The 22,932-nt window shown below is 73.1% G+C and carries 22 protein-coding genes; 3 read left to right on the top strand and 19 right to left on the bottom strand.

Features of this window, described 5'->3' with window-relative positions:
* Nucleotides 1-80: 80 nt before the first annotated feature.
* Nucleotides 81-1,097, top strand: coding sequence for an NAD(P)/FAD-dependent oxidoreductase (locus DZA62_RS21665; protein WP_116951133.1), 1,017 nt, complete (start codon nt 81-83; stop codon nt 1,095-1,097).
* On the opposite strand, the gene DZA62_RS21660 is transcribed toward DZA62_RS21665, so the two are convergent.
* The 13 genes from DZA62_RS21660 to DZA62_RS21600 all read right to left on the bottom strand — a co-directional run bounded on the left by DZA62_RS21660 (nt 1,094) and on the right by DZA62_RS21600 (nt 16,087).
* Nucleotides 1,094-2,665 carry an MFS transporter gene (locus DZA62_RS21660; RefSeq protein WP_116951021.1) on the bottom strand — a complete coding sequence of 524 codons (1,572 nt, stop codon included), beginning with the start codon at nt 2,663-2,665 and terminating at the stop codon, nt 1,094-1,096. The two genes, DZA62_RS21665 and DZA62_RS21660, sit on opposite strands and share 4 nt — an antisense overlap.
* Nucleotides 2,666-2,690: 25 nt before the next feature.
* On the bottom strand, nt 2,691-4,088 hold the full coding sequence (gene zwf, locus DZA62_RS21655) for a glucose-6-phosphate dehydrogenase (protein WP_116951132.1): 1,398 nt from the start codon (nt 4,086-4,088) through the stop codon (nt 2,691-2,693).
* Between the two features lie 84 nt (nt 4,089-4,172).
* Nucleotides 4,173-5,510, bottom strand: a complete 1,338-nt coding sequence (locus DZA62_RS21650; RefSeq protein ID WP_116951020.1) for an NAD(P)/FAD-dependent oxidoreductase — start codon at nt 5,508-5,510, stop codon at nt 4,173-4,175.
* A 476-nt stretch (nt 5,511-5,986) separates the two neighbouring features.
* The gene (locus DZA62_RS21645; protein ID WP_157987823.1) at nt 5,987-7,027 is read right to left on the bottom strand and encodes a LacI family DNA-binding transcriptional regulator; all 1,041 of its coding nucleotides are present in this window, start codon (nt 7,025-7,027) and stop codon (nt 5,987-5,989) included.
* A 9-nt stretch (nt 7,028-7,036) separates the two neighbouring features.
* Nucleotides 7,037-8,563, bottom strand: a complete 1,527-nt coding sequence (locus DZA62_RS21640) for an acyl CoA:acetate/3-ketoacid CoA transferase (RefSeq protein WP_116951018.1) — start codon at nt 8,561-8,563, stop codon at nt 7,037-7,039.
* A complete protein-coding gene (locus DZA62_RS21635) occupies nt 8,560-9,309 on the bottom strand; it encodes an SDR family NAD(P)-dependent oxidoreductase (RefSeq protein WP_116951017.1) in 750 nt (249 codons plus the stop codon). The genes DZA62_RS21640 and DZA62_RS21635 overlap by 4 nt, the downstream gene beginning before the upstream one ends.
* Nucleotides 9,306-10,472: an acyl-CoA dehydrogenase family protein gene (locus tag DZA62_RS21630; RefSeq protein WP_116951016.1), complete on the bottom strand. Its 1,167-nt coding sequence runs from the start codon at nt 10,470-10,472 to the stop codon at nt 9,306-9,308. Before DZA62_RS21630 ends, DZA62_RS21635 begins: the two co-directional genes overlap by 4 nt.
* Nucleotides 10,472-10,912 (bottom strand): MaoC/PaaZ C-terminal domain-containing protein, encoded by a 441-nt coding sequence (locus DZA62_RS21625; protein ID WP_116951015.1) that lies wholly within the window; start codon nt 10,910-10,912, stop codon nt 10,472-10,474. The genes DZA62_RS21630 and DZA62_RS21625 overlap by 1 nt, the downstream gene beginning before the upstream one ends.
* A complete protein-coding gene (locus DZA62_RS21620; RefSeq protein WP_157987822.1) occupies nt 10,909-12,093 on the bottom strand; it encodes a CaiB/BaiF CoA transferase family protein in 1,185 nt (394 codons plus the stop codon). Before DZA62_RS21620 ends, DZA62_RS21625 begins: the two co-directional genes overlap by 4 nt.
* A 5-nt stretch (nt 12,094-12,098) precedes the next feature.
* Nucleotides 12,099-12,872, bottom strand: coding sequence for an enoyl-CoA hydratase/isomerase family protein (locus tag DZA62_RS21615; RefSeq protein WP_116951013.1), 774 nt, complete (start codon nt 12,870-12,872; stop codon nt 12,099-12,101).
* Between the two features lie 26 nt (nt 12,873-12,898).
* Nucleotides 12,899-13,738, bottom strand: a complete 840-nt coding sequence (locus tag DZA62_RS21610; protein WP_116951012.1) for a carbohydrate ABC transporter permease — start codon at nt 13,736-13,738, stop codon at nt 12,899-12,901.
* Nucleotides 13,735-14,601 carry a carbohydrate ABC transporter permease gene (locus DZA62_RS21605; protein ID WP_157987821.1) on the bottom strand — a complete coding sequence of 289 codons (867 nt, stop codon included), beginning with the start codon at nt 14,599-14,601 and terminating at the stop codon, nt 13,735-13,737. The genes DZA62_RS21610 and DZA62_RS21605 overlap by 4 nt, the downstream gene beginning before the upstream one ends.
* Nucleotides 14,602-14,716: 115 nt before the next feature.
* Nucleotides 14,717-16,087, bottom strand: coding sequence for an ABC transporter substrate-binding protein (locus DZA62_RS21600; protein WP_157987820.1), 1,371 nt, complete (start codon nt 16,085-16,087; stop codon nt 14,717-14,719).
* A gap of 205 nt (nt 16,088-16,292) precedes the next feature.
* On the opposite strand from DZA62_RS21600, the gene DZA62_RS21595 reads away from it, so the two are divergent.
* Together DZA62_RS21595 and DZA62_RS21590 are read left to right on the top strand one after the other, a co-directional pair.
* Complete coding sequence (locus DZA62_RS21595) at nt 16,293-16,790, top strand: winged helix-turn-helix transcriptional regulator (RefSeq protein WP_116951009.1); 498 nt, start codon at nt 16,293-16,295, stop codon at nt 16,788-16,790.
* 56 nt (nt 16,791-16,846) lie between these two features.
* Complete coding sequence (locus DZA62_RS21590) at nt 16,847-17,695, top strand: metallophosphoesterase family protein (RefSeq protein WP_157987819.1); 849 nt, start codon at nt 16,847-16,849, stop codon at nt 17,693-17,695.
* A gap of 30 nt (nt 17,696-17,725) precedes the next feature.
* Here DZA62_RS21590 and DZA62_RS21585 read toward each other — a convergent pair whose 3' ends face one another.
* The 6 genes from DZA62_RS21585 to DZA62_RS21560 form a co-directional block, all read right to left on the bottom strand.
* Nucleotides 17,726-19,231, bottom strand: a complete 1,506-nt coding sequence (locus tag DZA62_RS21585) for a multicopper oxidase family protein (protein ID WP_157987818.1) — start codon at nt 19,229-19,231, stop codon at nt 17,726-17,728.
* Between the two features lie 122 nt (nt 19,232-19,353).
* Nucleotides 19,354-19,554, bottom strand: coding sequence for a hypothetical protein (locus DZA62_RS21580; protein WP_116951006.1), 201 nt, complete (start codon nt 19,552-19,554; stop codon nt 19,354-19,356).
* A 13-nt stretch (nt 19,555-19,567) separates the two neighbouring features.
* Nucleotides 19,568-20,368 carry a family 1 encapsulin nanocompartment shell protein gene (locus tag DZA62_RS21575; protein WP_116951005.1) on the bottom strand — a complete coding sequence of 267 codons (801 nt, stop codon included), beginning with the start codon at nt 20,366-20,368 and terminating at the stop codon, nt 19,568-19,570.
* A complete protein-coding gene (locus DZA62_RS21570; protein ID WP_116951004.1) occupies nt 20,365-21,360 on the bottom strand; it encodes a Dyp-type peroxidase in 996 nt (331 codons plus the stop codon). Before DZA62_RS21570 ends, DZA62_RS21575 begins: the two co-directional genes overlap by 4 nt.
* Nucleotides 21,361-21,367: 7 nt before the next feature.
* On the bottom strand, nt 21,368-22,258 hold the full coding sequence (locus tag DZA62_RS21565) for an alpha/beta fold hydrolase (protein WP_116951003.1): 891 nt from the start codon (nt 22,256-22,258) through the stop codon (nt 21,368-21,370).
* Nucleotides 22,255-22,902 (bottom strand): GNAT family N-acetyltransferase, encoded by a 648-nt coding sequence (locus DZA62_RS21560; RefSeq protein ID WP_116951002.1) that lies wholly within the window; start codon nt 22,900-22,902, stop codon nt 22,255-22,257. The genes DZA62_RS21565 and DZA62_RS21560 overlap by 4 nt, the downstream gene beginning before the upstream one ends.
* Nucleotides 22,903-22,932: the final 30 nt, after the last annotated feature.

Genomic DNA, 22,932 nt, shown 5'->3' with positions numbered 1-22,932 from the left:
TCGCATCGCTGATCGGCCGGCGGTGCTCCGCGCGGGATCGCCGCTTGTCGCCGCGGCCGCCCTGCGGCACAGTGCTGCGGATGAGCAGCGACCTGGTCGTCGTCGGCGCCGGCATCGTCGGCGCCTCGGTGGCCTATCACGCCGCCCGGGCCGGTACCGCCGTGACGCTCGTCGACGCGGGGCGGCCGGGCGGGGGCGTGACAGCCGACTCCTTCGCCTGGATCGGAGCGTCCGGCGTGCGCACCGGTCCGGCCGCCGAGCTGCGGGCGACCGCGACGCGGGAGTACCGCCGGCTCGAGGCCGAGCTGCCGGGACTCCCGGTCACCTGGTCCGGCTCGCTGTCCTGGGGCACGACGGACGACCCGCCGGAGGCCGGGCCCGGTCAGGAGATCGTGGACGCGACCAGGGTGGCGACACTCGAGCCCGCCCTGCGGGAGCCGCCGGAGTGGGCCGTCTGGGCACCCGGCGACGGCGCCGTCGACCCGGTGGGCGTGACCGAGCGGCTGGTCGAGGGTGCCCGCGCCCACGGTGCCCGGGTCCGTCCGGACACCCCGGTCACCGCGCTGCGCCGCGACGCCGCGGGCCGGGCCGCCGGGGTCGAGACGGCAGCGGGGTTCCTCCCCGGTGCGACAGTGGTGCTCGCGGCGGGGGCGGCCACGGCCGCGCTGTGCGGGCCGCTCGGCCTCCGCGTCCCGGTCGGCCCGTCGCCGGCGACGCTGTTCCGGTTCCGCGCACCGGCCGGACTGGTCCGCACCGTGGTCAACAACCGCGACTTCGACCTCCGGCAGGTCGCCGCGGACCGCCTCATCGCCGCCGCCGACTCACCCGAACGGACTCTCGCCGCCGTCCGGTCCACCTTCCGTGGCGCCGCGGACGTCGAACTGCTCGGCGCCCGGGTCGCCGCACGCCCCATGCCGGCCGACGGCGAGCCGATCGTCGGGCCGGCCGCCGAGGTACCCGGCCTCTACCTGGCGGTGACGCACGCCGCGGTCACGCTCGCCGCGGCCGTGGGCCGCCTGGTCGCGTCAGAGCTGGTCGACGGCACCGTCGAGCCGCTGCTGACGGGCTGCCGCCTCGACCGCCGGCGGCGACACTAGCGCTCGATCCGGGTGTCCGTGGCGTGGTATTCGGCGAGCAGCCGGGTCTCGTCCTCCTTGTCCGGGAACAGCACGTAGACCACCGTCGACCCGATGAGGATCGCGACGATGCCGGCGATGTAGGCCCAGTCGGCGCCGTCGAGGAAGGACTGCTCCGCGGCCGAGGTGATCGCGTCGGCGTACTGCGGGTACCGCTCGGCCACCGCCTCGGCCGAGGAGAACGAGTTCATCAGCTGCGTCTGCACGCCGTCGGAGATCTCCTGGCGGTTCGGCGCGCTGGCGATCGCGGACGAGATGGCCGACGCGTAGCCGGCGGTGAGCAGCGCGCCGAGGATCGACTGCATGATCGCGCCGCCGAGGTCGCGCTGCAGATCGGCCGTGCCCGACGCCATGCCGGCCCGGCGCACCGGCACGGACCCGGTCAGGGAATGCGACGCGGGTGTGCCGGCGAACCCCACCCCGGCGCCGATCAGCGCGTACGCCAGCCCGATCGCCCAGTACGAGGTGTCCTGGTCCCACAGCAGCAGCATCGCGACGAACCCGAGCAGGCAGCAGCTGTAGCCGAGCAGCAGCACGACCCGCGACCCGTGCGATTCCACCAGCGCGGCCGACCGCGGCGCCACCAGCACCATGAAGGCGGCCGCGGGCAGGATCGACAGGCCCGCCTCGAACGTGGAGTAGCCGAGCACGTTCTGCAGGAACTGCTGGCCGACGAACATGGCGCCCATCAGGGTGCCGAAGACGATGATCCCGGCGAGGGCGGCCACCCAGAAGACCCGCCGGCCGGCCACCGTCAGGTCGTAGAGAGGGTTCGGCGCCCGGCGCTGCCGCAGGACGAACGCCGCCGTGGCGGCCAGCGTCAGCACCGCCAGCCCGACGGCCAGCGTGCCCCGGCCCGGGACGGGCGCGAAGTTGATCGACAACACGAGCGCCGCCACCAGCACGATCGACAGCAGCCCGCCGAGGTTGTCGACCGGGTCGGTGGTCTCGTTGACGTGGCTCGGCACGAACAGCACGGCGAGCACCAGCGCGACCAGCGCGAGCGGCAGCGTCACCAGGAACACCGACCCCCACCAGAAGTGCTCGAGCAGCCAGCCCGACAGCAGCGGGCCGAGCGAGGCGATCGCGCCGCCGATGCCGGACCACAGAGCGATCGACTTGGTGCGCGCCGGGCCCGACCACAGCGCCGTGATCAGCGCGAGCGTCGTCGGGTAGGCCATCCCCGCCGACACCCCACCCAGCACACGCGCGATGATCAGCACGGTGTCGGAGGGGGCGTAGGCCGCGAGCAGGCAAATGGGTACCGACAGCGTGACGCCGAGGATCAGCAGGAGCTTGCGGCCGTAGCGGTCGCCGATCCCGCCGAGGTACAGCACCGACGCGGCCAGCCCGAGCGAGTAGCCGACGGCGATCAGGTCCAGCGTGGTCTGCGACGAGTCGAACGCCTTCCCGATGTCGGGCAGCGCGACGTTGGCCACCGCGAGATTGAGGTTCGCCACCGCCGCGACCAGGATCAGCGCCGTGAGGACCAGCGCGGGCCGCTGCGGCGTGCGTGCCGTCGCGCCCATGCGGACGCCTACCCTCCGCCCGCCGTCACGACGCGACCCACGGGTCCTGCCAGCCGCCCTCGCCCGCGGTCAGCGCGTCCGCCGCCTGCGGACCCCATGTTCCCGGCGTGTAGAGGTGCACCGGAGGTGGGGAGTCGAGCAGCGGCTGCATGACCCGCCAGGTCTCCTCGATGCCGTCCTGCCGGGCGAACCGGGTGGACCGGCCCTGCATGGCCGCGAGCAGCAGCACCTCGTACGGGGTCGGACCCTCGCCGCCCTCGGTGGCGAACTCCATGTCCAGGTCGATGGGAGCGGCGCCGGTGCGGTCGGCCCGCCGGGCGTCGAGCGCGATGCGGATCCCGGTCGACGGGTCCAGCCGCACCACGAGCTGGTCGGCGCGGGGGCGCTGCGCCTCCGGCCAGAAGCCCAGCCGCGGCGGGTGCTTGAAGACCAGCCGCAGCTCGGTCTGCGTCGCGGCCAGCCGCTTGCCGGTCCGGATGAAGAACGGGACGCCGGACCAGCGCCAGTTCTCGATCTCCAGCCGCAGGGCGGCGTACGTCTCGGTCGCGGAGTCGGCCGCGACGCCGTCGATGCCCAGGTAGCCCTCGTACTGGCCGCGCACGTAGTGGGCCGGGTCGGCCTCGGCGACGGCCCGGAACAGCGCGAGCTGGGACTCCTTGATCGTCCGGACGTCACCGCGCGCCGGGGCCTCCATGGCCGCCGCGGCGACCACCTGCATCAGGTGGTTCACGACGACGTCGCGGAGCGCGCCGACGGGGTCGTAGAAGTGCCCGCGGTCGTCGACGCCGAAGCTCTCGGCCATGGTGATCTGCACGCAGCGCACGTGGTCGCGGTTCCAGACCGGTTCCAGGATCGAGTTGGCGAAGCGCAGGTACAGGATCTCCTCGATCCCCATCTTCCCGAGGTAGTGGTCGATGCGGAACAGTTGCGACTCGTCGACGTACTGGTGCAGTTCCTCGGCCAGGGCGTGCGCCGAGGCGAGGTCGTGGCCGAACGGCTTCTCCACGACGATCCGGGCCGACGCCGTCAGGCTCGCGTCCGCCAGCCCTTTCACGACGGTGGCGAACAGGGACGGCGGGATCTCCAGGTAGAAGACCGGCGACTCCGCGCCCTTGATCGCGTCACCGACCCTCCCGTACGTCGCGGCGTCGGCGAAGTCGCCGCTCACGTACGACAGACGGGCGGCGAACCGGTCGAACACCTGCGGGTCCAGCTGCTCGCCGGTCCCCTCGATCGACGCGCGGGCCCGCTGCACCAGGCGGTCCACCGTCCAGTCGTCGGCAGCGACCCCGACGATCGGGCACTGGAGCAGGCCCCGCGCCTCGAGCCGGTACAGCGAGCGGAACGTCATCACCCGCGCGAGATCGCCCGTGATCCCGAAGACCACGAGGACGTCGGCCGGGTTCGCACCTGTCGTCGTCATGACCACCTCCACCGCGGGTCGGCTACCCCCCACCTTCTCGCGGTGCGCGGTGCGGCCGCCTCCTCCGCTCCGGATGACCTCGCGCTACTCGTCGCGGTCGCGGTCGCGGGCGCCCAGCGTCGCGTCGAGGAACGCGGCCCGTGGGTGCTGCACCGACAGCAGCGACACGATGTCGCGTCCGTAGAACAGTGCCGCCGCCCAGACGAGGAACACGCGGACCTTGCGCTCCCACGTCGGGACCGCCAGTACGTGGTAGCCGCGGTGCATGAGCCAGGCGAGCAGGCCGGTGATGACGATGCGGCGGTACTGGAAGATGCCCTTGCCCAGGCCGAGCGTCGCGACGGTGCCGAGGCTGTGGTGTGCGTACGGCTTCGTCCTGCGGCCGCGGAGGTCGGCGACGATGTTCTTGGCCAGGCGCTTGCCCTGCCGGACGGCGTTCTGCGCGTTGGGCACGACGTGTGCGTCGGGCAGGTCCGACGTGAGGTCGGGGACGGCCGCGTTGTCGCCGGCCGCCCACGCGTCCGGCACCGGCGCGTCGTCGGTGCCCAGGCGCAGGTCGACCCGGACCCGGAACAGCCCCTGCTGGTCGACCGGCAGGTCCGTGTGCCGCGCGACGACCGGGTTGCTCTGGTTGCCGGCGGTCCAGACGAGCAGGTGGTTGTCGTACTCCGCGCCGTCCGACAGCACGATGTGCCCGTCCCGCGCCGACACCAGCTTGGTGCCGAGGTGGACGTGCGCGCCACGCCGCTCCAGGTGCCGGACGACCCAGGCGCCCGGCTGGTCGGTGACCTCCGGCAGGATGCGGTCGCGCACCTCCACCAGGTGGAACGCGAGGTCGTCGGCGCTGAGCTCCGGGTAGTGCTTCAGCAGCGCGGTGGCCAGCGACAGCAGCTCGCCGAACCCCTCGACGCCGGTGAACCCGCCGCCGACCACCGTCACCGTCAGCAGCCGCCGCCGCTCCCGGCCGGGCGGCAGCGCGGCCGCCCGCTCGAACGCCGTCAGCAGCCGGTCCCGGATGGCGACCGCCTCCTCGACGTGCTTGAGGCCGATCGCCTCGTCCGCCACCCCCGGGATCGGGAACGTCCGCGTGACGGCGCCCGCCGTCACCACGATGACGTCGTACCCCACCTCCCGGTCCGCCGCGTCGGCCGTGCTGACGGTGGCCGTCCGGTGCGCGTGGTCGATGTTCACGACCCGCCCGGCGATGATGTGCGTGCGGCGCAGGTGCCGCCGCAGCGACACCGCGACGTGCCGGGCCTCGACCGAACCGGCGGTCACTTCGGGCAGGAAGGGCTGGTACGTCATGTACGGCCGCGGGTCGACGATCGTGACGTCCGCCTCGTGCGGGCGCAGCTTCTTCTCCAGCTTCCACGCGGTGTAGAACCCGGCGTAGCCGCCGCCGACGATCAGGATCCTGCGCATCTGCTGCCTCCTCGTGCTCTCACCCAGACGACGGAGCAGAAGGGTGGTTCGTGACAGTTTCCGGCCCCGGTGTGATCGGCGGAACAGACGCTGTCGAGGCGGTCGGGTCGGCGGTCCTCTCCCAGGGTGTCGACACCGGCGCCCACTGTTGGCGTGTGCGTCTACAGGTCCGGAACGTCCTAGGCCCTGGGCAGGGAGACGAACCCCCTCGCTGTATCCGGCCGCGAGGTGGGTGGCGGGTGTGTCGGGTCGAACGGGTGAGAGCCCCCGGGCGGGGTGTGGCTTGTCGAAGGCTGCACGACCCATCCGGAGGGGGCGGCCAGCCCCAAGCCCATGTCGCCGAGCACGGCATCAGCCGGATCGAACGGCCGATGACCGACAACGCCTGGGCTACCGCCACACTCGACGACGCCACAGCGCACTCGGCGGGCTCCCAACCACAAGCCGCCTCACACCACCCCGATGGCCGGGTACACCTAGGCGCGGGGCGAGTCGGCGGAGGTGCGGACGACGAGTTCGGCGGGGCGGGTGACGAGGACGGGGTCGGCGGCGGCGTCGGCGGGGGCGAGGATGCGTTTGAGCAGCAGCTCCGTCGCCTCCTCGCCGACCCGGGCGGCGTCGGAGTCGACGGTGGTGAGGCCGATGCCGGGCAGCTGGCCGACCGTCACGTTGTCGAAGCCGACGATGGACACGTCGTCGGGGACGCGCAGGCCGAGGTCGGCGCAGGCCATGAGGCCGCCGAGAGCCATGGTGTCGCTGGCGAAGAAGATGCCCGTCGGCGGCGAGGCGACGTCGAGGAGGGCACGCGCGGCCGCCCGTCCGCCTTCGATGGTCGAGGCCGCGACCTCGACGGGGAGGCCGGCGAGGTCGGCGGTCTCCAGCGAGAAGCCGCGCCGCCGGTCGGCGAACGGCTTGACGGTCGCCTCGCCGGCGACGTGGGCCAGCCGCCGGTGGCCGAGCGAACGCAGGTGCCGCACCGCCGACCGCGCCCCGGCCAGGCTGTCGACCACGACGGTGTCGGCGACGAGCTCGGGCAGGTCGCGGCTGGCCAGCACGATCTGGATGCCGCGCCGGCGCAGGTAATGGATGTGGTCGCTCTCGGAGCGGACCGCCACCAGCACGACGCCGTCGACGCGGCGGTGGGCCATGGAGCGGATGATGTCCAGCTCGCGGCCCGGGTCGTCGCCGGAGCTGCCGAGGACCAGCGTGTAGCCGGCCGCCTCGGCCGCGGTCTGGATGCTGGCGACGAGGTCGGGGTAGAACTGGCTGCGGATGTCGGCGACCACCAGCCCGATGGTCGACGTCGCGCTGCGGCTGAGGCCGCGGGCCAGCGGGCTGGGCTGGAAGTCCAGCTCCTGGATCGCGGCCCGGATCCGCTCGCGCGTCGACGCCGCCATCGCGTAGCCGTGCGCCCGGTTGAGGTACTTCGAGACGGTGGCCTTGGTGACGCCCGCACGTTCCGCAACGTCCTTGATGGTCGGCCGCCGGGTGTGCTCCGGCGTAGCGTCGTCCTGCATCGTCTGCACCTACTGAAAGTACTCGGGCTCCATCGTCCTGACGTCCTCGACGAGCACGTCGAACGGGATCCGGTCGAGGACGTCGCGGCGCACGTCGACCCCGGGCGCCACCTCGAGGAGGCGCAACCCGCGAGCCGTCAGGTCGAACACCGCCCGCTCGGTGACGTAGCGGACCCGCTGCCCACGGGCCACGGACTCGCGCGCGCTGAACGTCACCTGGGCGACGGCGGGGACGAACTTCGGGTGCTCGCCCTCCGTGACGACGCGCAGCTCGCCGCCGCCGACGCGGACGTCCAGGCCGCCGGCGGTGAACGTCCCGCAGAACACGACGGTGCCGGCGTTCTGGCTGATGTCGACGAACCCGCCGGTCCCGACGACGCGCGAGCCGAACTTCGACACGTTGACGTTCCCCACGGCGTCGACCTGGGCGAACCCGAGGAACGCGATGTCCAGCCCGCCGCCGTCGTAGAAGTCGAACTGGGCCGGCTGGTCCAGGATCGCCTCCGGGTTCGTCGCGACGCCGAAGATCACGCCACGGGCCGGGATCCCGCCGACGGCGCCCTGCTCGATCGTCGTCGTGAACTCGTCCAGCCGGCCGTCCTCGGCCGCCACCGAGGCGATGCCGTCGGCGATCCCGACGCCCAGGTTGACGACGTCGCCCGCCTCGATCTCCGACAGGGCCCGCCGCGCCACCACCTTCCGCGCGTCCAGCGGGAACGGCGGCAGCGTCGACGCGGCGGCCCGCAGCTCGCCGGAGAACGCCGGGTTGTACACGTGCGTCACCACCTGCTTCTGCGCGGGATGGTGCACGACGACGTCGACGCAGATGCCGGGGACGGCGACCAGGCGCGGGTCCAGGGTGCCGGCCTTCGCGACTTGCTTGACCTGCGCGATGACGAGGCCGCCACGGTTGCGGGTGGCCTGCGCGATCGCCAGCATCTCCAGTCGCGCACCCTCCTGCTCGAAGGAGAGGTTGCCGCGCTCGTCGGCGGTCGTGCCGCGGATGAAGCAGACGTCCAGGTCGAACCCCGGGTAGAACAGCCACTCGCGCCCGGCCAGCTCCACCACCTCGACCCGGGTCTGCGGGCTGACGTCGTTGAGCCGGCCGGCCTCGACCCGCGGGTCGCAGAACGTGCCGAGCCCGACGTGCGTGACGACCCCCGGCCGGCCGGCGGCGATCTCGCGGAACAGCTGGCTCATCACGCCCTGCGGGAAGTTGTACGCCTCGAACTCGCCGGCGACGGCCATCGCGCTCATCGCCGGTGCCATGCCCCAGTTGCCGGCGACGACGGAGCGCACCAGCCCGCGCTGCGCGAGGTGGTCCATGCCGCCGCCCTGCCGGTCGCCGATCCCGGTGGTGTGGACGAGGTCCAGCCCGCGCGGCGACCCGGTCGCGCGGAACCGGCGGCCGAGCGCCGCCAGCAGGGCGTCCGGCTCCAGCAGCCCGCCGCCGGAGCCGCCGATCGCCAGCGTCTGCCCGTCCTGGACGAGGTCCGCGGCGGCCTCGGCGGTCAGGAACCGGACCCGTCCCCTCACGTCATCACCCCGCCGCCGTTGAGGTGCAGCGTCTGCCCGTGCATCAGCTCCGCGCCCGGCCCGGCGAGGAACACCACGGCCGGGCCGATCTCCTCCGGCGAGCCGAGCCGCGCGGTGACGGAGTCGCGGGTGCGCGCGTGCACCCAGTCCGGCGTCGCGTACGGCCGCACCATCGGCGTGTCGATCGGGCCCGGCGCGATGGCGTTGACGCGCACCCGCGGCCCGACCTCGCGGGCCAGCGCCTTCGTGAAGCCGAGCACGCCGGCCTTCGCGGTGGCGTACGCGACGTAGTCGACGGCGCCCTTGAAGGCCAGCTGCGACGACACGTTGACGATGCGGCCGTGCGTCTCGAGCATCCCGGGCAGCACGTGCCGGGTGACGACGAAGACACCGTCGAGGTCGACGCCCAGCGTGCGCCGCCAGTCGGCCAGCCCGGAGTCGACGATGCGCACCGGCTCCATGAACCCGGCGTTGTTCACCAGCACGGTGATGGTCCCCAGTGCCCGCGCGACGGCCGAGACCGCCGCGGCCACCTGGTCCCACGACGTCACGTCGGCCGCCACCGTCGTCGTCCGCACACCGAACGACGCCAGCTCGTCCGCCAGCGCCCCGGCGGCCTCGGGCTCGTCGAGGTGGTGGACGGCGACGTCGGCGCCGGCGCGGGCGAGATCGCGGCAGATCGCCGCGCCCAGGGCGCCGGTCGCCCCGGTCACCAGCGCGACCTCGCCGGTCAGCGGCCCGCTCATGCGCCCGCTCCCGCCACGGCGTCGGCGTCGAGGAACGCGGTCAGCGGCTCGCCGCGGGCCAGCATCCGCAGCGCCCGCCGGCCGAGCATCGTCTCGTGGATCTCGCTGGTGCCGTCGAAGATCTGCGTCACCTTCGCGTCGCGATGCATGCGGTTCACGTCCTCGTCGACGACGACGCCGAGCGCGCCGTGGATCTGCATGGCCTCGTCGGTGTGCCGGCGGGCGGCGTCGGAGGCGAACAGCTTCGCCATCGACACGACGTCCTGGTCGCCGCCGCCACCGCGGGCGAACGACTCGGCCGCCCGCCGGGTCAGCTCCCGTGCCGCACGGTAGTCGGCGGCCATCCGGCCGAGCTTGCGCTGGATGATCGCGAGGTCGCCGATCGGCCGCCCGAACGCCTGCCTGCCGCCGGCCCGGGCGAGCCCGGCCAGCAGCGCGCCGCGCAGCAGGCCGCACGCGTACGCGGCGGCGTCGATGCGAGCCATGTTGAGACCGTCCATCATCCCGGCGAACCCCTCGACGCCCAGCCGGTCGCCGCGCGGCACCCGGACGCCGTCGAAGAGCAGCTCGCCGTTGGGCATGCCGCGGAACCCGGACAGCTCCGGACCGGGCCGGCCGGTGGCGCCGGGGGAGGCCATGTCGACGACGAGCGCGACCATGGGCGCGTCCCGCTCCGTGCTCCCGACCTTGGCCAGCACGATCGCGACGTGCGCGACCGGCGCGAAACCGACCCAGCACTTGTGCCCGGTCAGCCGGTAGTGGTCGCCGTCGGGCACGGCGACGGTGCTCAGCGCGCGGATGTCGGTGCCGGCGTCGGGCTCGGTGATCGCGAACGACCCGTACGTCCGCGCCGCCAGCGTCGACGCCACCCAGCGCTCGCGCAGGTGCTCGGGCGCGTACTTGGCCAGCAGGTAGGCCGACAGCCGCGCCCCGGCGACGCCCAGCGCGACCGCCGGGCTGTGCGTCGCGAGGCGCTCGGTGACCTCGCGGGCGAGGTCCATCCGCGCGACGTCCAGCCCGCCGGCGTCGTCGTGCACGAGCCCCTGCAGGCCGAGCGCCGCCGCGTCCCCGAGCAGATCCGGGAAGAACGCGGCCTCGGCGTCGATGGCCCGCGCCGCCGGCGCGACCCGCGTCTCGATGAAGTGGTCGACCTCGGCCAGCATCACGCGTCTCCTTCCGGCGGGTAGCAGTAGAGGACGTGCGTCCCGACGAGGCAGCGCTCGCCGTCCTGCGTGGTCGCCGTCATCGCCGCGAACGCCTTGCGGGCGGCGAGGTCGAGCCGCTCGATCACGTAGTCGACCGTGACGGTCTCGCCCAGGTAGACCGGGCGGAGGAACCGGACGCGGTCGTAGCCGTACGACACCGCCGTCACGCCGTGCGCCTCGCACAGCCGGGCCGCCGCGGTCGACGTCAGCCCCAGCGTCAGCACCCCGTGCGCGATGCGGCGACCCTGCGGCCGGGACCGCATGTACTCGTCGTCGACGTGCTGCGGCGCGAAGTCGCCGGTGATGCCGGCGAACAGACCGACGTCGGACTCGGTGACGGTCTTGCGGAACACGCTGCGCGCGCCGACCGGCGGGAACCAGGGAGCGCCGGCCGTCATCGGGGCACCTCCACGACGCCGTCCGCCAGTAGCGCGGCGGTGTCGAGGCCCAGCTCGGACAGCAGCTCGGCGGTGTGCTCGCCGAGCAGGGGAGCGGGGCGCCTGGCCGGCAGCTGCTCGCCGTCCAGCGTGATCGGGTTGCCGACCAGCTCGACGGTGCCCGCGACCGGGTGCTTCACCTCGAGCCGGCGCCGGTCCCAGCGCACGTACGGGTCGGTGGTCATCTCGCGGTGGTCGTTGACCGGCGCGCACCACACGCCCGCCGCGTCGAGCGCGTCGAGCACCTCCCGGGCGGGCCGCGTCGCGACCAGCCGGCCGACCAGCGCGTTCAGCTCGTCCCGCCCGGTGGTGGCGGCCTCCTTGGACGGGAACCGCTCGAGCAGCTCCGGCGCGTCCAGCCCGGCGGCCAGCGCCTCCATCGTCGTCAGCGAGATCGCGACGAACCCGTCGGCCGTCGCGTGCACGCCGTACGGCGCCTCGAGGTACGCGCTGCCGGGAACGGACGGGCGGCGCGGCGGCTCGCCGGAGTTCACCGTCGAGACCACCTCCTGCACGGTCTGGTGCAGCATCGCGCCGACGAGGTCGACCTCGACGAGGCGGCCGCGGCCGGTGCGTGCGCGCTCCAGCAGCGCCGCCGTCGCGCCCAGCGCCAGCATCGTCGCGGCGTGGACGTCGGCGACGAACGGCCCGGCCGGAGTGGGGGCGGCGCCGGCGGTGCCGGTGAGCCAGAGCGCGCCGGTGCGGGCCTGGGCGAGCAGATCCTGGCCGGGTTTACGCGGGTCCGGCACGTCGGCGCCGTACCCGCTGGCCGTGCAGTAGACGAGCGACGGGTTCAGGTCCCGGGCCTGCTCCCAGCCGAGGCCGAGCCGCTCCATGACGCCCGGCCGGAAGTTCTGGATCAGCACGTCGGCGGTGCCGATCAGCGCCTCGGCGACGTGCAGCCCGGCCGGCGTCTTGAGGTCGACGGCAAGCGAGCGCTTGTTCCGGTTCATCGCGAGGAACTGCGCGCTGACCCCGTTGAGGAACGTCGTGCCGGACTGCCGGCCGCGCTCGCCGGTGCCCACGACCTCGACCTTGATCACGTCGGCGCCGAGGTCGGCGAGCATCTCGGCGGCCCACGGTCCCTGCATCATGTGGGCGAAGTCCAGGACGCGGACGCCGTCCAGGGGGAGATTCGGCATGGTGCTCACTTCCCGTCGAAGACCGGCGCGCGCTTCTCCAGGAAGGCGGCGGTGCCCTCCCGCAGGTCGTGCGTGGGCAGCGTCTCCTCGACCAGCGCCGTCAGCGCCCGGCGCACCTTCGGCAGGCCGACGCTCACCAGTTCCTCGGTCAGGAACCGTTTGGTCTGACGGATCGCGTGCGGCGACGCCGCCCGGATCCGCGCGACGGTGGCCCGCACCTCGTCCTCCAGACCCATCGGCGGGACGACCCGGTTGACGATGCCGAACCGGCGCGCCTCGGCGGCGTCCAGCGCGGGCATCTCGTAGGACAGTTCGCCGGCGAGCTTGCGGCCGCTGACGTGCGGCGCGACGGCGACGGCGACCGTCGGCCAGGCGCCGATGCGTCCCTCCGGGAGGCTGAACGTCGCGTCGGCGGAGGCGATGGCGAGGTCGCTGACCAGCACGAGTTCGCAGCCGCCGCCGTAGGCGAGCCCGTTGACCGCGGCGACCACCGGGTACGGGTGCGTGGCGATCGCCTCGATGGTGCGGTAGAGCCCGCCGATGAAGAAGTCCATGCCCTGCTCGGGGGTGGCGTGCTCCTGGAACGTGGCGATGTCGTCGCCGGCGCAGAACGCCCGCCCCGTCCCGGTCAGCACCACCGGGCCGGGCGCCTCGTCGGCCGCCCGCGCCAGGTGCTCGGTGATGTGGTGCCAGCCGGACAGGTCGAGCGCGTTCAGTTTCTCCGGGCGCTCGATCCGGATCCAGGCGGTCCCTTCGCGGACCTCGTAACCGACGTACATGCGTCCCCTCTCTGCGGCGGGCCGGGCTACTTGATCGCTCCCGCGCCCCAGCCCGCGACCAGGTACTTCTGGACGAACAGGAACGCGATGAGCACGGGCAGGTTGATGAGGACGGCGGCGGCCATCAGCAGCGGCCAGTCCTGCAGACTGGCGTTGTAGAGGTCGTGCAGCGCGATCGGCAGCGTCTTCAGGTCGTCCTGGGTGATCAGCACCCGGGCGAAGAGGTAGTCCTCCCAGGCCAGCAGGAAGGTGAACACCGAGACGGCGATCAGCCCCGGCGCGGCCTGCGGGAACACGACGTACCACGCGCTCTTCACCCGGTTGGCGCCGTCGACGAACGCGGCCTCCTCCAGCTCGGCCGGGATCGCCCGGAAGAACGGCTGCAGCAGCCACAGGCTGAACGGCACGCCGAACGAGGCGTACGCGAGGATCATGCCGAGGTGGCTGTTGATCAGCCCGGCCTCGCGGAACATCCCGTACAGCGGCACGACGATGACGATCGGCGCGAACGTGTACGCGTAGAGGATCGCCGTGCTGAACGCGCGGCTGCCCGGGAACGGGAACCGCGTCAGCCCGTACGCCGCCAGCGCCGACACCACCACCGACAGCGCCGTCGCGCCGGTCGCGATGATCAGGCTGTTCTTGGCGTAGGTGAGGAAGTTCGTGGTCTCGAACAGCCGCTGGAAGCCGCCGAAGTCCGGCGCCGTCGTGAAGAACGCCGGCGGGTAGGAGAACAGCTCGGTCCCCGGCTTCACCGAGGTCAGCGCCATCCAGTAGAACGGGAACCCGTTGATCGCGACCAGCAGGACGACGCCGATCACCAGGTACCAGCGGACCCTCGACAGCCGGTGCAGTGCGGTGGTCATGCCGTCTCCTCCCGCTCGCGGTAGAGAGTGCGCAGGTAGACCGTCGTGAAGATCATCAGCAGGACGAACAGGATCATCGCGACGGCGGCGCCGGAGCCCAGCCGGGCCTCGCCGAAGATCCGCTGGAAGGTCAGCACGGGCAGGGTGCGCACCTCGGTGCCCGTCCCGGCGAACAGGTACACCACGTCGAACTTGGTGAACATGAACATGAAGCGCAGCAGGATGAGCGTGTAGAGCACCGGCTTCAGCTCGGGCAGCACGATGTGCCAGAACCGCCGCCACGCGCCCGCGCCGTCGACCGTCGCCGCCTCGACCACCGACGGGTCGATGGTCTGCAGCCGGGCCAGCACGCTGATGACGATGAACGGGGTGAACATCCACACCGACACCGCGATCAGCGACCAGAAGATCAGGTTGGGGCTGAGCAGGTTCGGCGGCTCCGAGCCCGGCCACACCTTGTCGATGAACCACGAGTAGGCGCCGGTGGTGGGGTCGAGCAGCCAGCGCCACACCAGGGCCACCACGATCGACGGCACCATGTACGGCGCCAGCGCGACCAGCCGGACGACGCCGCGGCCGCGGAACCGCTGGTGCAGCAGCAGCGCGATCAGCACGCCGAGCACCAGCTGCAGGCCCACCGTCAGGCCCGCGTACCAGACCGTCGTGCGGACGCTGTCCCAGAAATGCGGCGCGCGCAGCAGCGCGGCGTAGTTGTCGAACCCGACCGAGCCGAACCTCGGCAGGTAGGCGTGAGCGTCGGTGAAGCTGAGTCGCACCAGGTAGGCGATCGGCGCCGCGATGACGCCGGCCACCAGGAGGAACGCCGGGCTGAGCAGCAGCGCGCCCCAGAACCAGCCGGGCATTCGGCGGCCTCGCCGAGGGGTCGCGGTCCGGCCGGCGCCACCGGTGCGGGGCGGCCCGGTCGTCGTCGTTCGCGTCAGAGACATCGTCGTTCCCTTCGCGCGGTCAGTCGGGTCGTCAGTCGGCGTAGAGCGGGGAGAGCAGCTCGTCGGCCCGGGCCTGGGCGTCGGACAGCGCCTCGTCGATGTCCTTGCCGTTCTCGACGACGTCCATGACCATGTCGACGAGGATCTCCGAGCCGTAGAGGTCGCTCAGGTAGGGCAGTTCCAGGTCGGACCACTGGGTGACCATCAGCGGGTACGCCTGGCCGGACTCGAGCATCTGGCGCTGCTGGTCGATCCAGAATCCCCAGTCCCGCACCTCCGGCAGTGCCTGGTAGTCGGGGTCGTCGAACGTCGACGCGCGCACCGGCAGCAGCTGGGTGGGGACGGAGCCGATCCAGCGCAGGTAGTTCTGCTTCTCGAAGAAGAACTCGAGGAAGTCCGCGGCCGCCTCGGCATCGGGGGAGTCCTTGAACACGACCCATGGCTCGGCGTCGAGCTGGGTGATCCAGTCGTCGCCGGACGGGCCGACCGGCCGGTTCGGCGCGACCTTGATGTCCTCACCCGGCACGAGGTCCGGCGCCTGGTCCTCGAACGTGTACGTCGCGCGGCCGAAGGAGAAGATCGTCGCGGCCTCGCCCAGCGCCAGCGAGCTGAGGCTGTCCGCGTACGTCTGCGACGACCACGCCGGCGACAGCGCGCCGCTGTCACGCAGCTCGACCCAGTACTCCAGCACCTCACGCATCTCCTGCGTGTCGATGGTGACGTGCCCGTTCTCGTCGAACAGGCGCCCGCCGTTGGAGCCGAGCCAGAGGTACACCTCCTCGTTGACGTTGTGCGCCGCGTCGCCGGCCAGCATCAGCCCGTAGGCGTCGTCGTTCGCCTCGGACACCGCCCGCCACTGTTCGACGGAGTCGTCCCAGGTCTCCAGGTCCTCCGGGGTGCCGGCGCCGGGCGCGTTCGCGTACAGGTCGGCGCGGTAGACGACGGAGTCGGTGCCCCACGCGTGCACCACCCCGTAGTCGTGGCCGTCGGGCAGCGCGAACATGTCGCGCAGCTGCGGCAGGTAGTCGTCGCCGAGCGAGTCGACCACGTCGTCCAGTGGCACGAGCAGGTCCTGCGAGTAGAGCGTGCGGACGAACATCGGCTCGACCTGGGTGATCTCCGGCAGGTCGCCGGCGGCCAGCGCCGCCTGGAACTTCACCTGCAGATCGCCCCAGCCGACCGACTCCTGATCGACCGTCACGCCCGGGTTGGCGGCCTCGTACTCGGCGATGATCTCGTCCATCGCGGCGACGGTCGTCGGCGTCGACTCGGTGTGCCAGACGGTGATCTCGACCTGGCCGTCGCCGGTGGTCGAGTCACCGCCGCAGCCGGCCAGCGCCAGCGCCAGCGACGCGGCGGTGGCAGCGACGGCCAGGGTGGTGCATCGGCCCTTCGCGCGCATGTGGCCTCCTTTGGCGACATCGTGCGGTGTGGGTACGGACGGATGGAAACCGGTATCCGACGCCATGATGGACACCGGTTTCCGTCGCTGTCAACACCTCGTCACGACATACCCAGGTCGGAGCGGCGAGCGCTTTCCCGACGGGGCTGCCGCCGGGCCCGTGGGTGGTGATAGTAAAGTGCAACCACTTGCCGGGAGGAGACGTATGCGTGAGCCGGCCCGGTCCGGGTGCCCGATCAACCTGACCGTCGAGGCGTTCGGCGACCGGTGGACGCTGCTGGTGCTGCGCGACGTGATGTTCGGCAACCGGCGGTACTTCCGCGAGCTGCTGACCGGCTCCGAGGAGGGCATCGCGTCGAACATCCTGGCCGACCGGCTCAAGCGGCTGGTCGAGGCCGGGCTGCTCACCCGCGACGACGCACGCCAGGGGCAGCGGGCCGCCTACAGCCTCACCGAGGCGGCCATCGACCTGGTTCCCATCATGGCCGAGCTGGGCGCGTGGGGCGTGCGGCACCGCGAGACGACCTTGCGGCTGCGGGTGCGCGCGGAGCTGCTGCGCGACGGCGGACCGGCGCTGTGGCGGGAGTTCATGGACGAGCTGCGTGCGGTCCACCTGGGCGCCCCGCGGCCGCCCTCGGACGGCCCGACGGTCGCCGAGCGGTTCGCCGACGCCGTCGCGCGGGCGGAGGCGACGTCCACCTGAACGGCCGCAGGCTGCTGAGCTACGCCGTCGCCGCGACGCTGATCGTGGCGGCGGGTGTGGCCGGGGCGCGCCTGGCGCTGGGTCCGCCCGACGATCCGGCGCCGGCCGCCGTCGCGGGGGAGCCGGCGCCGCCGGTGACCGACGACCCGCTCGCGCGGATCGCCGTCGCCGGCGACACCGGGACGGCAGACGCGGCCGAGCGAGCCACCGTCGCCGAGATGGCCGGCCGGTCCGGCGACGGTGGCGGCACGTACGACGCGGTGCTGCTGCTCGGCGACCTCGTCTACGAGGACGGAGACGCCGAGCGGGTCGACGACGCGGTCACGGAGCCGTTCGCGCCGTTGCTGGACAATGGGGTGCCGTTGCTGCCGGTGCTCGGCAACCACGACTACGGGAGCGGTGAGCAGGACCGCATCATGGCCGCGCTCGGCCGCGACGACACCTGGTACGAGCAGCGCGTCGGCCCGGTGCGGGTGATCGTGCTGGACACCGAGCGCACCGGCGACGCGGCGCAGACAGCGTGGCTGGAGGAGCGGCTGGCCGCACGGCAGCCGGCCGGCACCTGGACCGTCGTCGCACTGCACAAGCCGCCCTACTCGGCCGGCCAGCACGGCTCCGACCCGCAGGTCCAGGCCCGCTGGGTGCCGTTGTTCGAGGAGTACGACGTGCCGCTGGTGCTGGCCGGGCACGACCACGACTACCAGCGGTCGAAGGTGCTCGACGGCGTGGTCTACGTGGTGTCCGGCGCGGGCGCGAAGCTGCGGCCCACCGGCCAGGCGGACTTCACCGCCGTCAGCAGCTCCACGCTGCACTACGTCGACCTGCTGGTCTACGCCGACCGCCTGGTCGGCCGGGCGATCGACCAGTCCGGCGATCTGGTCGACGCCTTCACGGTGCCGCGCTAGCGACCCGCCGCGATCGCGGTGCCGGCGGGCTCAGGCGGTGACGGTGAAGCCGAACATCATGCCGCTCTCGAGGTGCTCGGCGATGTGGCAGTGCGCCATCCAGCGGCCCGGGTTGGTGACGTCGAACAGGATGTCGACGGTCTCGCCGGTGCGGATGAGCACGGTGTCCTTCCACACCAGGTTCGGCTCGGCGGCGCCGTCGCGCGCGAGGACGAGGAACCGGCCGGCGCCGTGCAGATGGAACGGGTGGTGCATCGGGTGGTCCGACTCCAGCTCGTTGACCAGCCGGATCTTCACCCGCTGGCCGACGCTGAAGCGCCAGTCCGGCTCGTCGCCGGTCGCCGGGTCGACGAAGCGCCACCGGATCGTGGCGGGGGTCGAGACGCGGTTCATCTCCGCCATCTCGTCCTCCCACTCGATGCCGTCGGCGGTCGCGTGGCCGTGGTGCTCGTGGTGCCCGTGATGGTGGTCGCCGTGGTCCATGGTCATCTCGGCGACCAGCGAGATGACCTCGTCCGGCGCGGCCGCGAGCCAGGCGTCCAGCCCGGCGCGCTCGGCGGCGAGGTCGGGCGCGCCGCCGAGCGTCTCGAACGCCTCCGTGAGAGCGGGCGCGGCCGGTGTGACGGCCACGGTCACGGTCGCCAGCCGGTGCGTGCCGGCGGGGGTGTGGTGCTCCAGCGCGTACTCGCCCGGCGCCGGGAACAGCACGTCGACGACGGCCCGCTCTGACGGCGCGATCAGCACCTCGTCGACGAACTCGTCGTGCTCGACGCGGCCGGAGTCGCCGCCGACCCGCTTCAGCCGCGCGCCCGGGATCCGGACGTTGAACACCCGCGTGTTGGCGGTGTCGACCAGCCAGAACCGCACCACCTCGCCGGCGTCCGCCGTCAGCTCCGGCGCCGGGTCACCGCCGGTGAGGAAGACGTTGCCGAACCGGCCCATCGCCGCGTGCGTCGTCTCGGCCGGGCTGAACGGCGCGATGCGGCCGTCCTCGATCAGCAGGTCGTCCAGCGTCATGACGACGTCGCGGTGGGCCCGCGGCCAGTAGTCGTCGTCGGCGGGGAGGACCAGGATGGTGCCGTAGAGGCCGAGCTCCTGGGTGTAGTCCTCGCGCAGATGCGGGTGGTACCAGTACAGGCCGGGGTCGGGGAAGCGCAGCCGGTACGTGTGCTCGCCGCCGACGGCGATCGGCGCCTGGGTGTCGTGCGGGACGCCGTCGCTGCTGTTGTCCAGCCGCAGGCCGTGCCAGTGCACCGTGGTGTCCAGGTCGCCGCGGTTCGTGACGTCGACGGTCAGCTCGGTGCCTTGCCGCACGACCAACGCCGGGCCGGGGACGGAGCCGTTGTAGGCGAGCATGCGCACGGTGGTGCCGCCGATCCGCTTCGCGACCGGCGCGACCGTCAGCGCGACCGTGCCTCCGTCGCCGGGTTCGAGCGTCGCCGGGGCGGTCGCCTCGGGCAGGCCGGCCGGATCGGCCGGGAACGGCGGGGCGGCGGGTGCGCCGGTGTGCTCGTGGTGGTGGCCGGAGTGCTCCATGAACCGACGATGCACCACCCCGCGCCGGTTGCCGAGCACTGGCCTGCCCACCGGCCGGAATCCTGGTACTCCCGGCCCGATTCCTGGGTGCTCGGCCGGCCGCTACCGCCGGTGCCCCGGGTTCACTCGCCCGGTGGCGAGGAGGCGGCGATCCAGACGGTCAGCTCGGTGCGGAAGTCGGCGTCGGCGACGTGCTCGTGCCGCCCGGCCGGCCCGGCGAGCAGCGCCGCGAGGCTGTCCACCAGCTCCCTGGCCTCGTCCGGAGTGAGCTCCAGCCCGGCCGCCGCGATGCTCGCGCCCGTGGCCGCGTCCTCGATACGCACCGCCGCCGCCTCGTCAGGAACCGAGGGCGACGCCGGATTCGCCGGTCTGGACGAGGAAGGTGAAGGCCTCCTCGAAGTACAGCTCGACGGTGTCGGCGTCGTGGGAGAGGTAGCCGATCGAGAGGTCCTGGGCGAGGTGCAGTTCGTAGTCGCCGCCGCGGGCGGACAGCAGCAGGCCGCCGTCGATGGCGGGGGCGAAGACGATGTCGCCGTCGTGAAGGACGCGGGCGACGTGCCCGCGGATCGGGTAGCCGTGGTCGGTGGTCTCCTCGACCGCGGTGTAGACCTCGGCGGACAGCAGCAGGCTGTACGGGCCGCCGACGCCGGCCAGGCGGAGGGTGGTGAGGGCCCGGGCGGCGACGTCGGGGAGGTCGCGGACGTCGTCGGGGAGGGCGATCGGCGCGTTGGTGGTGCCGGCGACGATGCCCTCGATGCCGGCCGCCGCGAAGCCGGCCACGATGGCGCGGTCCTCGGCGTACGCGATGCGCTTCGCGGCGTCCTTCACCGGCTGCCAGTCGGCGTCCTTGGCGCCGCGCTCGACGTCGTCGACGGCCTGGCGGTCGACGGTGAACGGGACGCGCAGCTCGACCACCGGCTTCACCTCGCGGCTGCGCGCCAGCACGCCGTCGCCGGGCGCGTCGAGCGTGCGCAGGTGACCCGTGCCGACCCCGTGCAGGACGCCGTCGCCGGGGCCGATGACGTCGACGACACGGCGGGCGGCGACGTATTGGACGAACGTGCGCCGCGCCTCCGCCTCGATGTCGGTCCAGGCGGCGGCCGAGATGGGTGCCAGTTCCCGGTGCAGGTTGTTCATGAGGCGTCGCTCCTCTTGAGACTGCCGACGTTCAGGCTGCCGTCGGACGCGGGCGTCGGGCTCGGGGGGTCGGCGAGGTCGTCGAGGGCGTCGACGGTGGGCACGGCGAACAGTCCGCCGGTGACCGCGACGGAGAAGTCGAGGATGCGGTCGTGGTGACCCGGCGGCCGGCCGACGAACATGTTGTCCAGCATCTGCTCGATGACGTCGGGGTGGGCGGCGTAGCCGATGAAGTAGGTGCCGAACTCGGCGGCGCCCGGCCGCCCGAACGGCATGTTGTCGCGCAGGATCTCGCGCTCCTCGCCGTCGTCGTCGACGATGGTGGTCAGCGCGACGTGCGAGTTGCTCGGCTGCTCGGTGTCGGACAGCTCGACGTCGGAGAGCTTGCGGCGGCCGATGACCCGTTCCTGCTCCTCGACCGGCAGCGCGTTCCAGGCGTCCATGTCGTGCAGGTACTTCTGCACGACGACGTAGCTGCCGCCCACGAAGCCCGGCTCGTCGGAGAGGACGGCGGCGGCCGCGGCGGCGCCGGTCGGGTTCTCCGTGCCGTCGACGAAGCCCAGCAGGTCGCGCTGGTCGAAGTAGCGGAAGCCCTGCACCTCGTCGACGACGGTGGCGGCGCCGGCCAGCCGCCCGGTGATGAGCGTCGCCAGCTCGAAGCACAGGTCCATGCGCCGGGCCCGGAGGTGGAACAGCAGGTCGCCAGGGGTGGCGACGGCGGTGTGCCGGCTGCCCGCGATGGCCCGGAACGGGTGCAGCCCGGACGGCGGGTCGCCGCCGACGAGCCGCGGCCAGGCGCCGGCGCCGATGCCCGCGACGCAGGTCAGGCCGTCGTCGACGCTGCGGAAGCCGACCGCCCTGGTCAGCCCGGACAGGTCGGCGAGCAGGTCGCGCGCGGCCTGCTCGCCGCCGTCGTCGACCGTGACCACGAGGAAGATCGCTGCCTCGGTCAGCGGCCCCAGCACGGCCTGCGGCGTCGCGGGATCGGTCACCGTCGCATTATCGCCCTCCGCCGGCCGGCCGCGCAGGCGGCACGGCCGACCCGCCGGCGAGTCCGGCGAAGATCTCCACCAGCTCGGGACGGTGCGGTGGGCCGACGTGCGGGGCGGCGACGCTGCGGACGTCGGTGGGGTTGTCCGGGGTGAGACGGTCGGCCTCGGCGATGAACCGGTCCTGCAGCGCCGGCGGGATCAGCCGGTCCTCGGTGAACCGGACGTAGGTCCGCGGGATCCGGCCCCAGCGTTGCGCGCCGACGCGGGTCTCGGCCGGTGGGATCGCGACCGGCTCGTCCGGCTGGAACTGGCTCAGCAGGCGGGTCGTCTCCTCGTCGGTGAAGCCGCCGGCCAGGCACTCGCGGATGCCGCGGATCAGCTCCGGGTCGGCCGTGCGCCAGTTGACCCGGGCCACGCCCAGCTGCGCCGGGTCGCCGACGACGGCCGCGGTGACGAGGCCGACCAGGCTGTCCGCGTTCTCCGGCGTCGCGAAGTACGCGGCCATGCTGGGCAGCTCGACCGGGCAGTAGGCGGAGACGTAGACGACGCGGTCGAGCAGCTCCGGGACGGCCTCGCCGACCCGGCTGACGGTGACGCCGCCCTGGCTGGCGCCGGTCAGGATCACCGGGCCGTGCTCGCGGGCCCGGCGCACCACGTCGACGACGCGCGCGGCATAGTCGACCAGCGTGTAGCCGGCCAGCGGCGACTTCTCCGCCGCCAGCGCGGCGAGATCCTGCGGCGCCTGGTACGCGAGCGGGAAGAACCCGTCGATGCCGTGGCCGGGCAGGTCGACGGCCATCGCGCGGTGGCCGCGCAACGCGAGCTCGCCGACGAGCCCGGACCAGCTGTGCGCCGCCGAGTGCGTGCCGTGGACGAAGATCAGGGTGGGCGTGGTCATGGCCGGGTGCTCCTCTGCAGGGTGGGGACGGACGTCGTGCGGGCGGTCGGCGGGCGCCACATCGGGAACAGCGCCGGGCCCCGGCGGAGCTGGACCGGCGGGCCGAAGTCCTCGAAGCCATGCCGCAGGTAGAGGGCACGGCTGCGTGGCGAGGCGGCCTCCAGGTAGGCGCCGACGGCGTCGTAGCCGGCCCGCCGCAGCCGGTGTCGCAACAGTTCCGAGCCGAGCCCGCCGCCGCGCCGCCGGGCGACGACGCCCATGACCGCGAGGTACAGGTGTGGCCGGTCGGCGGGGTGCCGCCCGGCCAGGGCGGCACCGACGGCCCGCAGCCGGTCGGCGGGCTCGGGCCCGGCGTCCACCTCGGCGTCCGGCGCACCGGACGGCGCACCGGACGGCTCGGGGCCGCCGGCCGACCCGATCCAGACGGCGACGCCGTCGCGGCCGGACAGGTAGGCCTCGGCGGCGGGGTGGGCGAGCAGCGAGTGGTAGTACCCCGCCTGCCGCTCGGACCGTCCCGCCGGCTCCGGGAACAGCCACTCGACGAACGGATCGTCGCGGAACGCCTCGACGAGGACGCCCACGACGGTCTCGTGCTCTTCGGCACCGATCCGGCGAATCGGTGCGTACGGTGTATCGGTTCGCATGCCTCCAGCGTAGGAACGCCACAGCAACAA

Source organism: Jiangella endophytica (assembly GCF_003427025.1).
GTDB classification, from domain to species: Bacteria; Actinomycetota; Actinomycetes; order Jiangellales; family Jiangellaceae; genus Jiangella; species Jiangella endophytica.
Note: the sequence above shows the minus strand (reverse complement) of the source record. Positions and strands in the feature narration are given on the sequence as shown.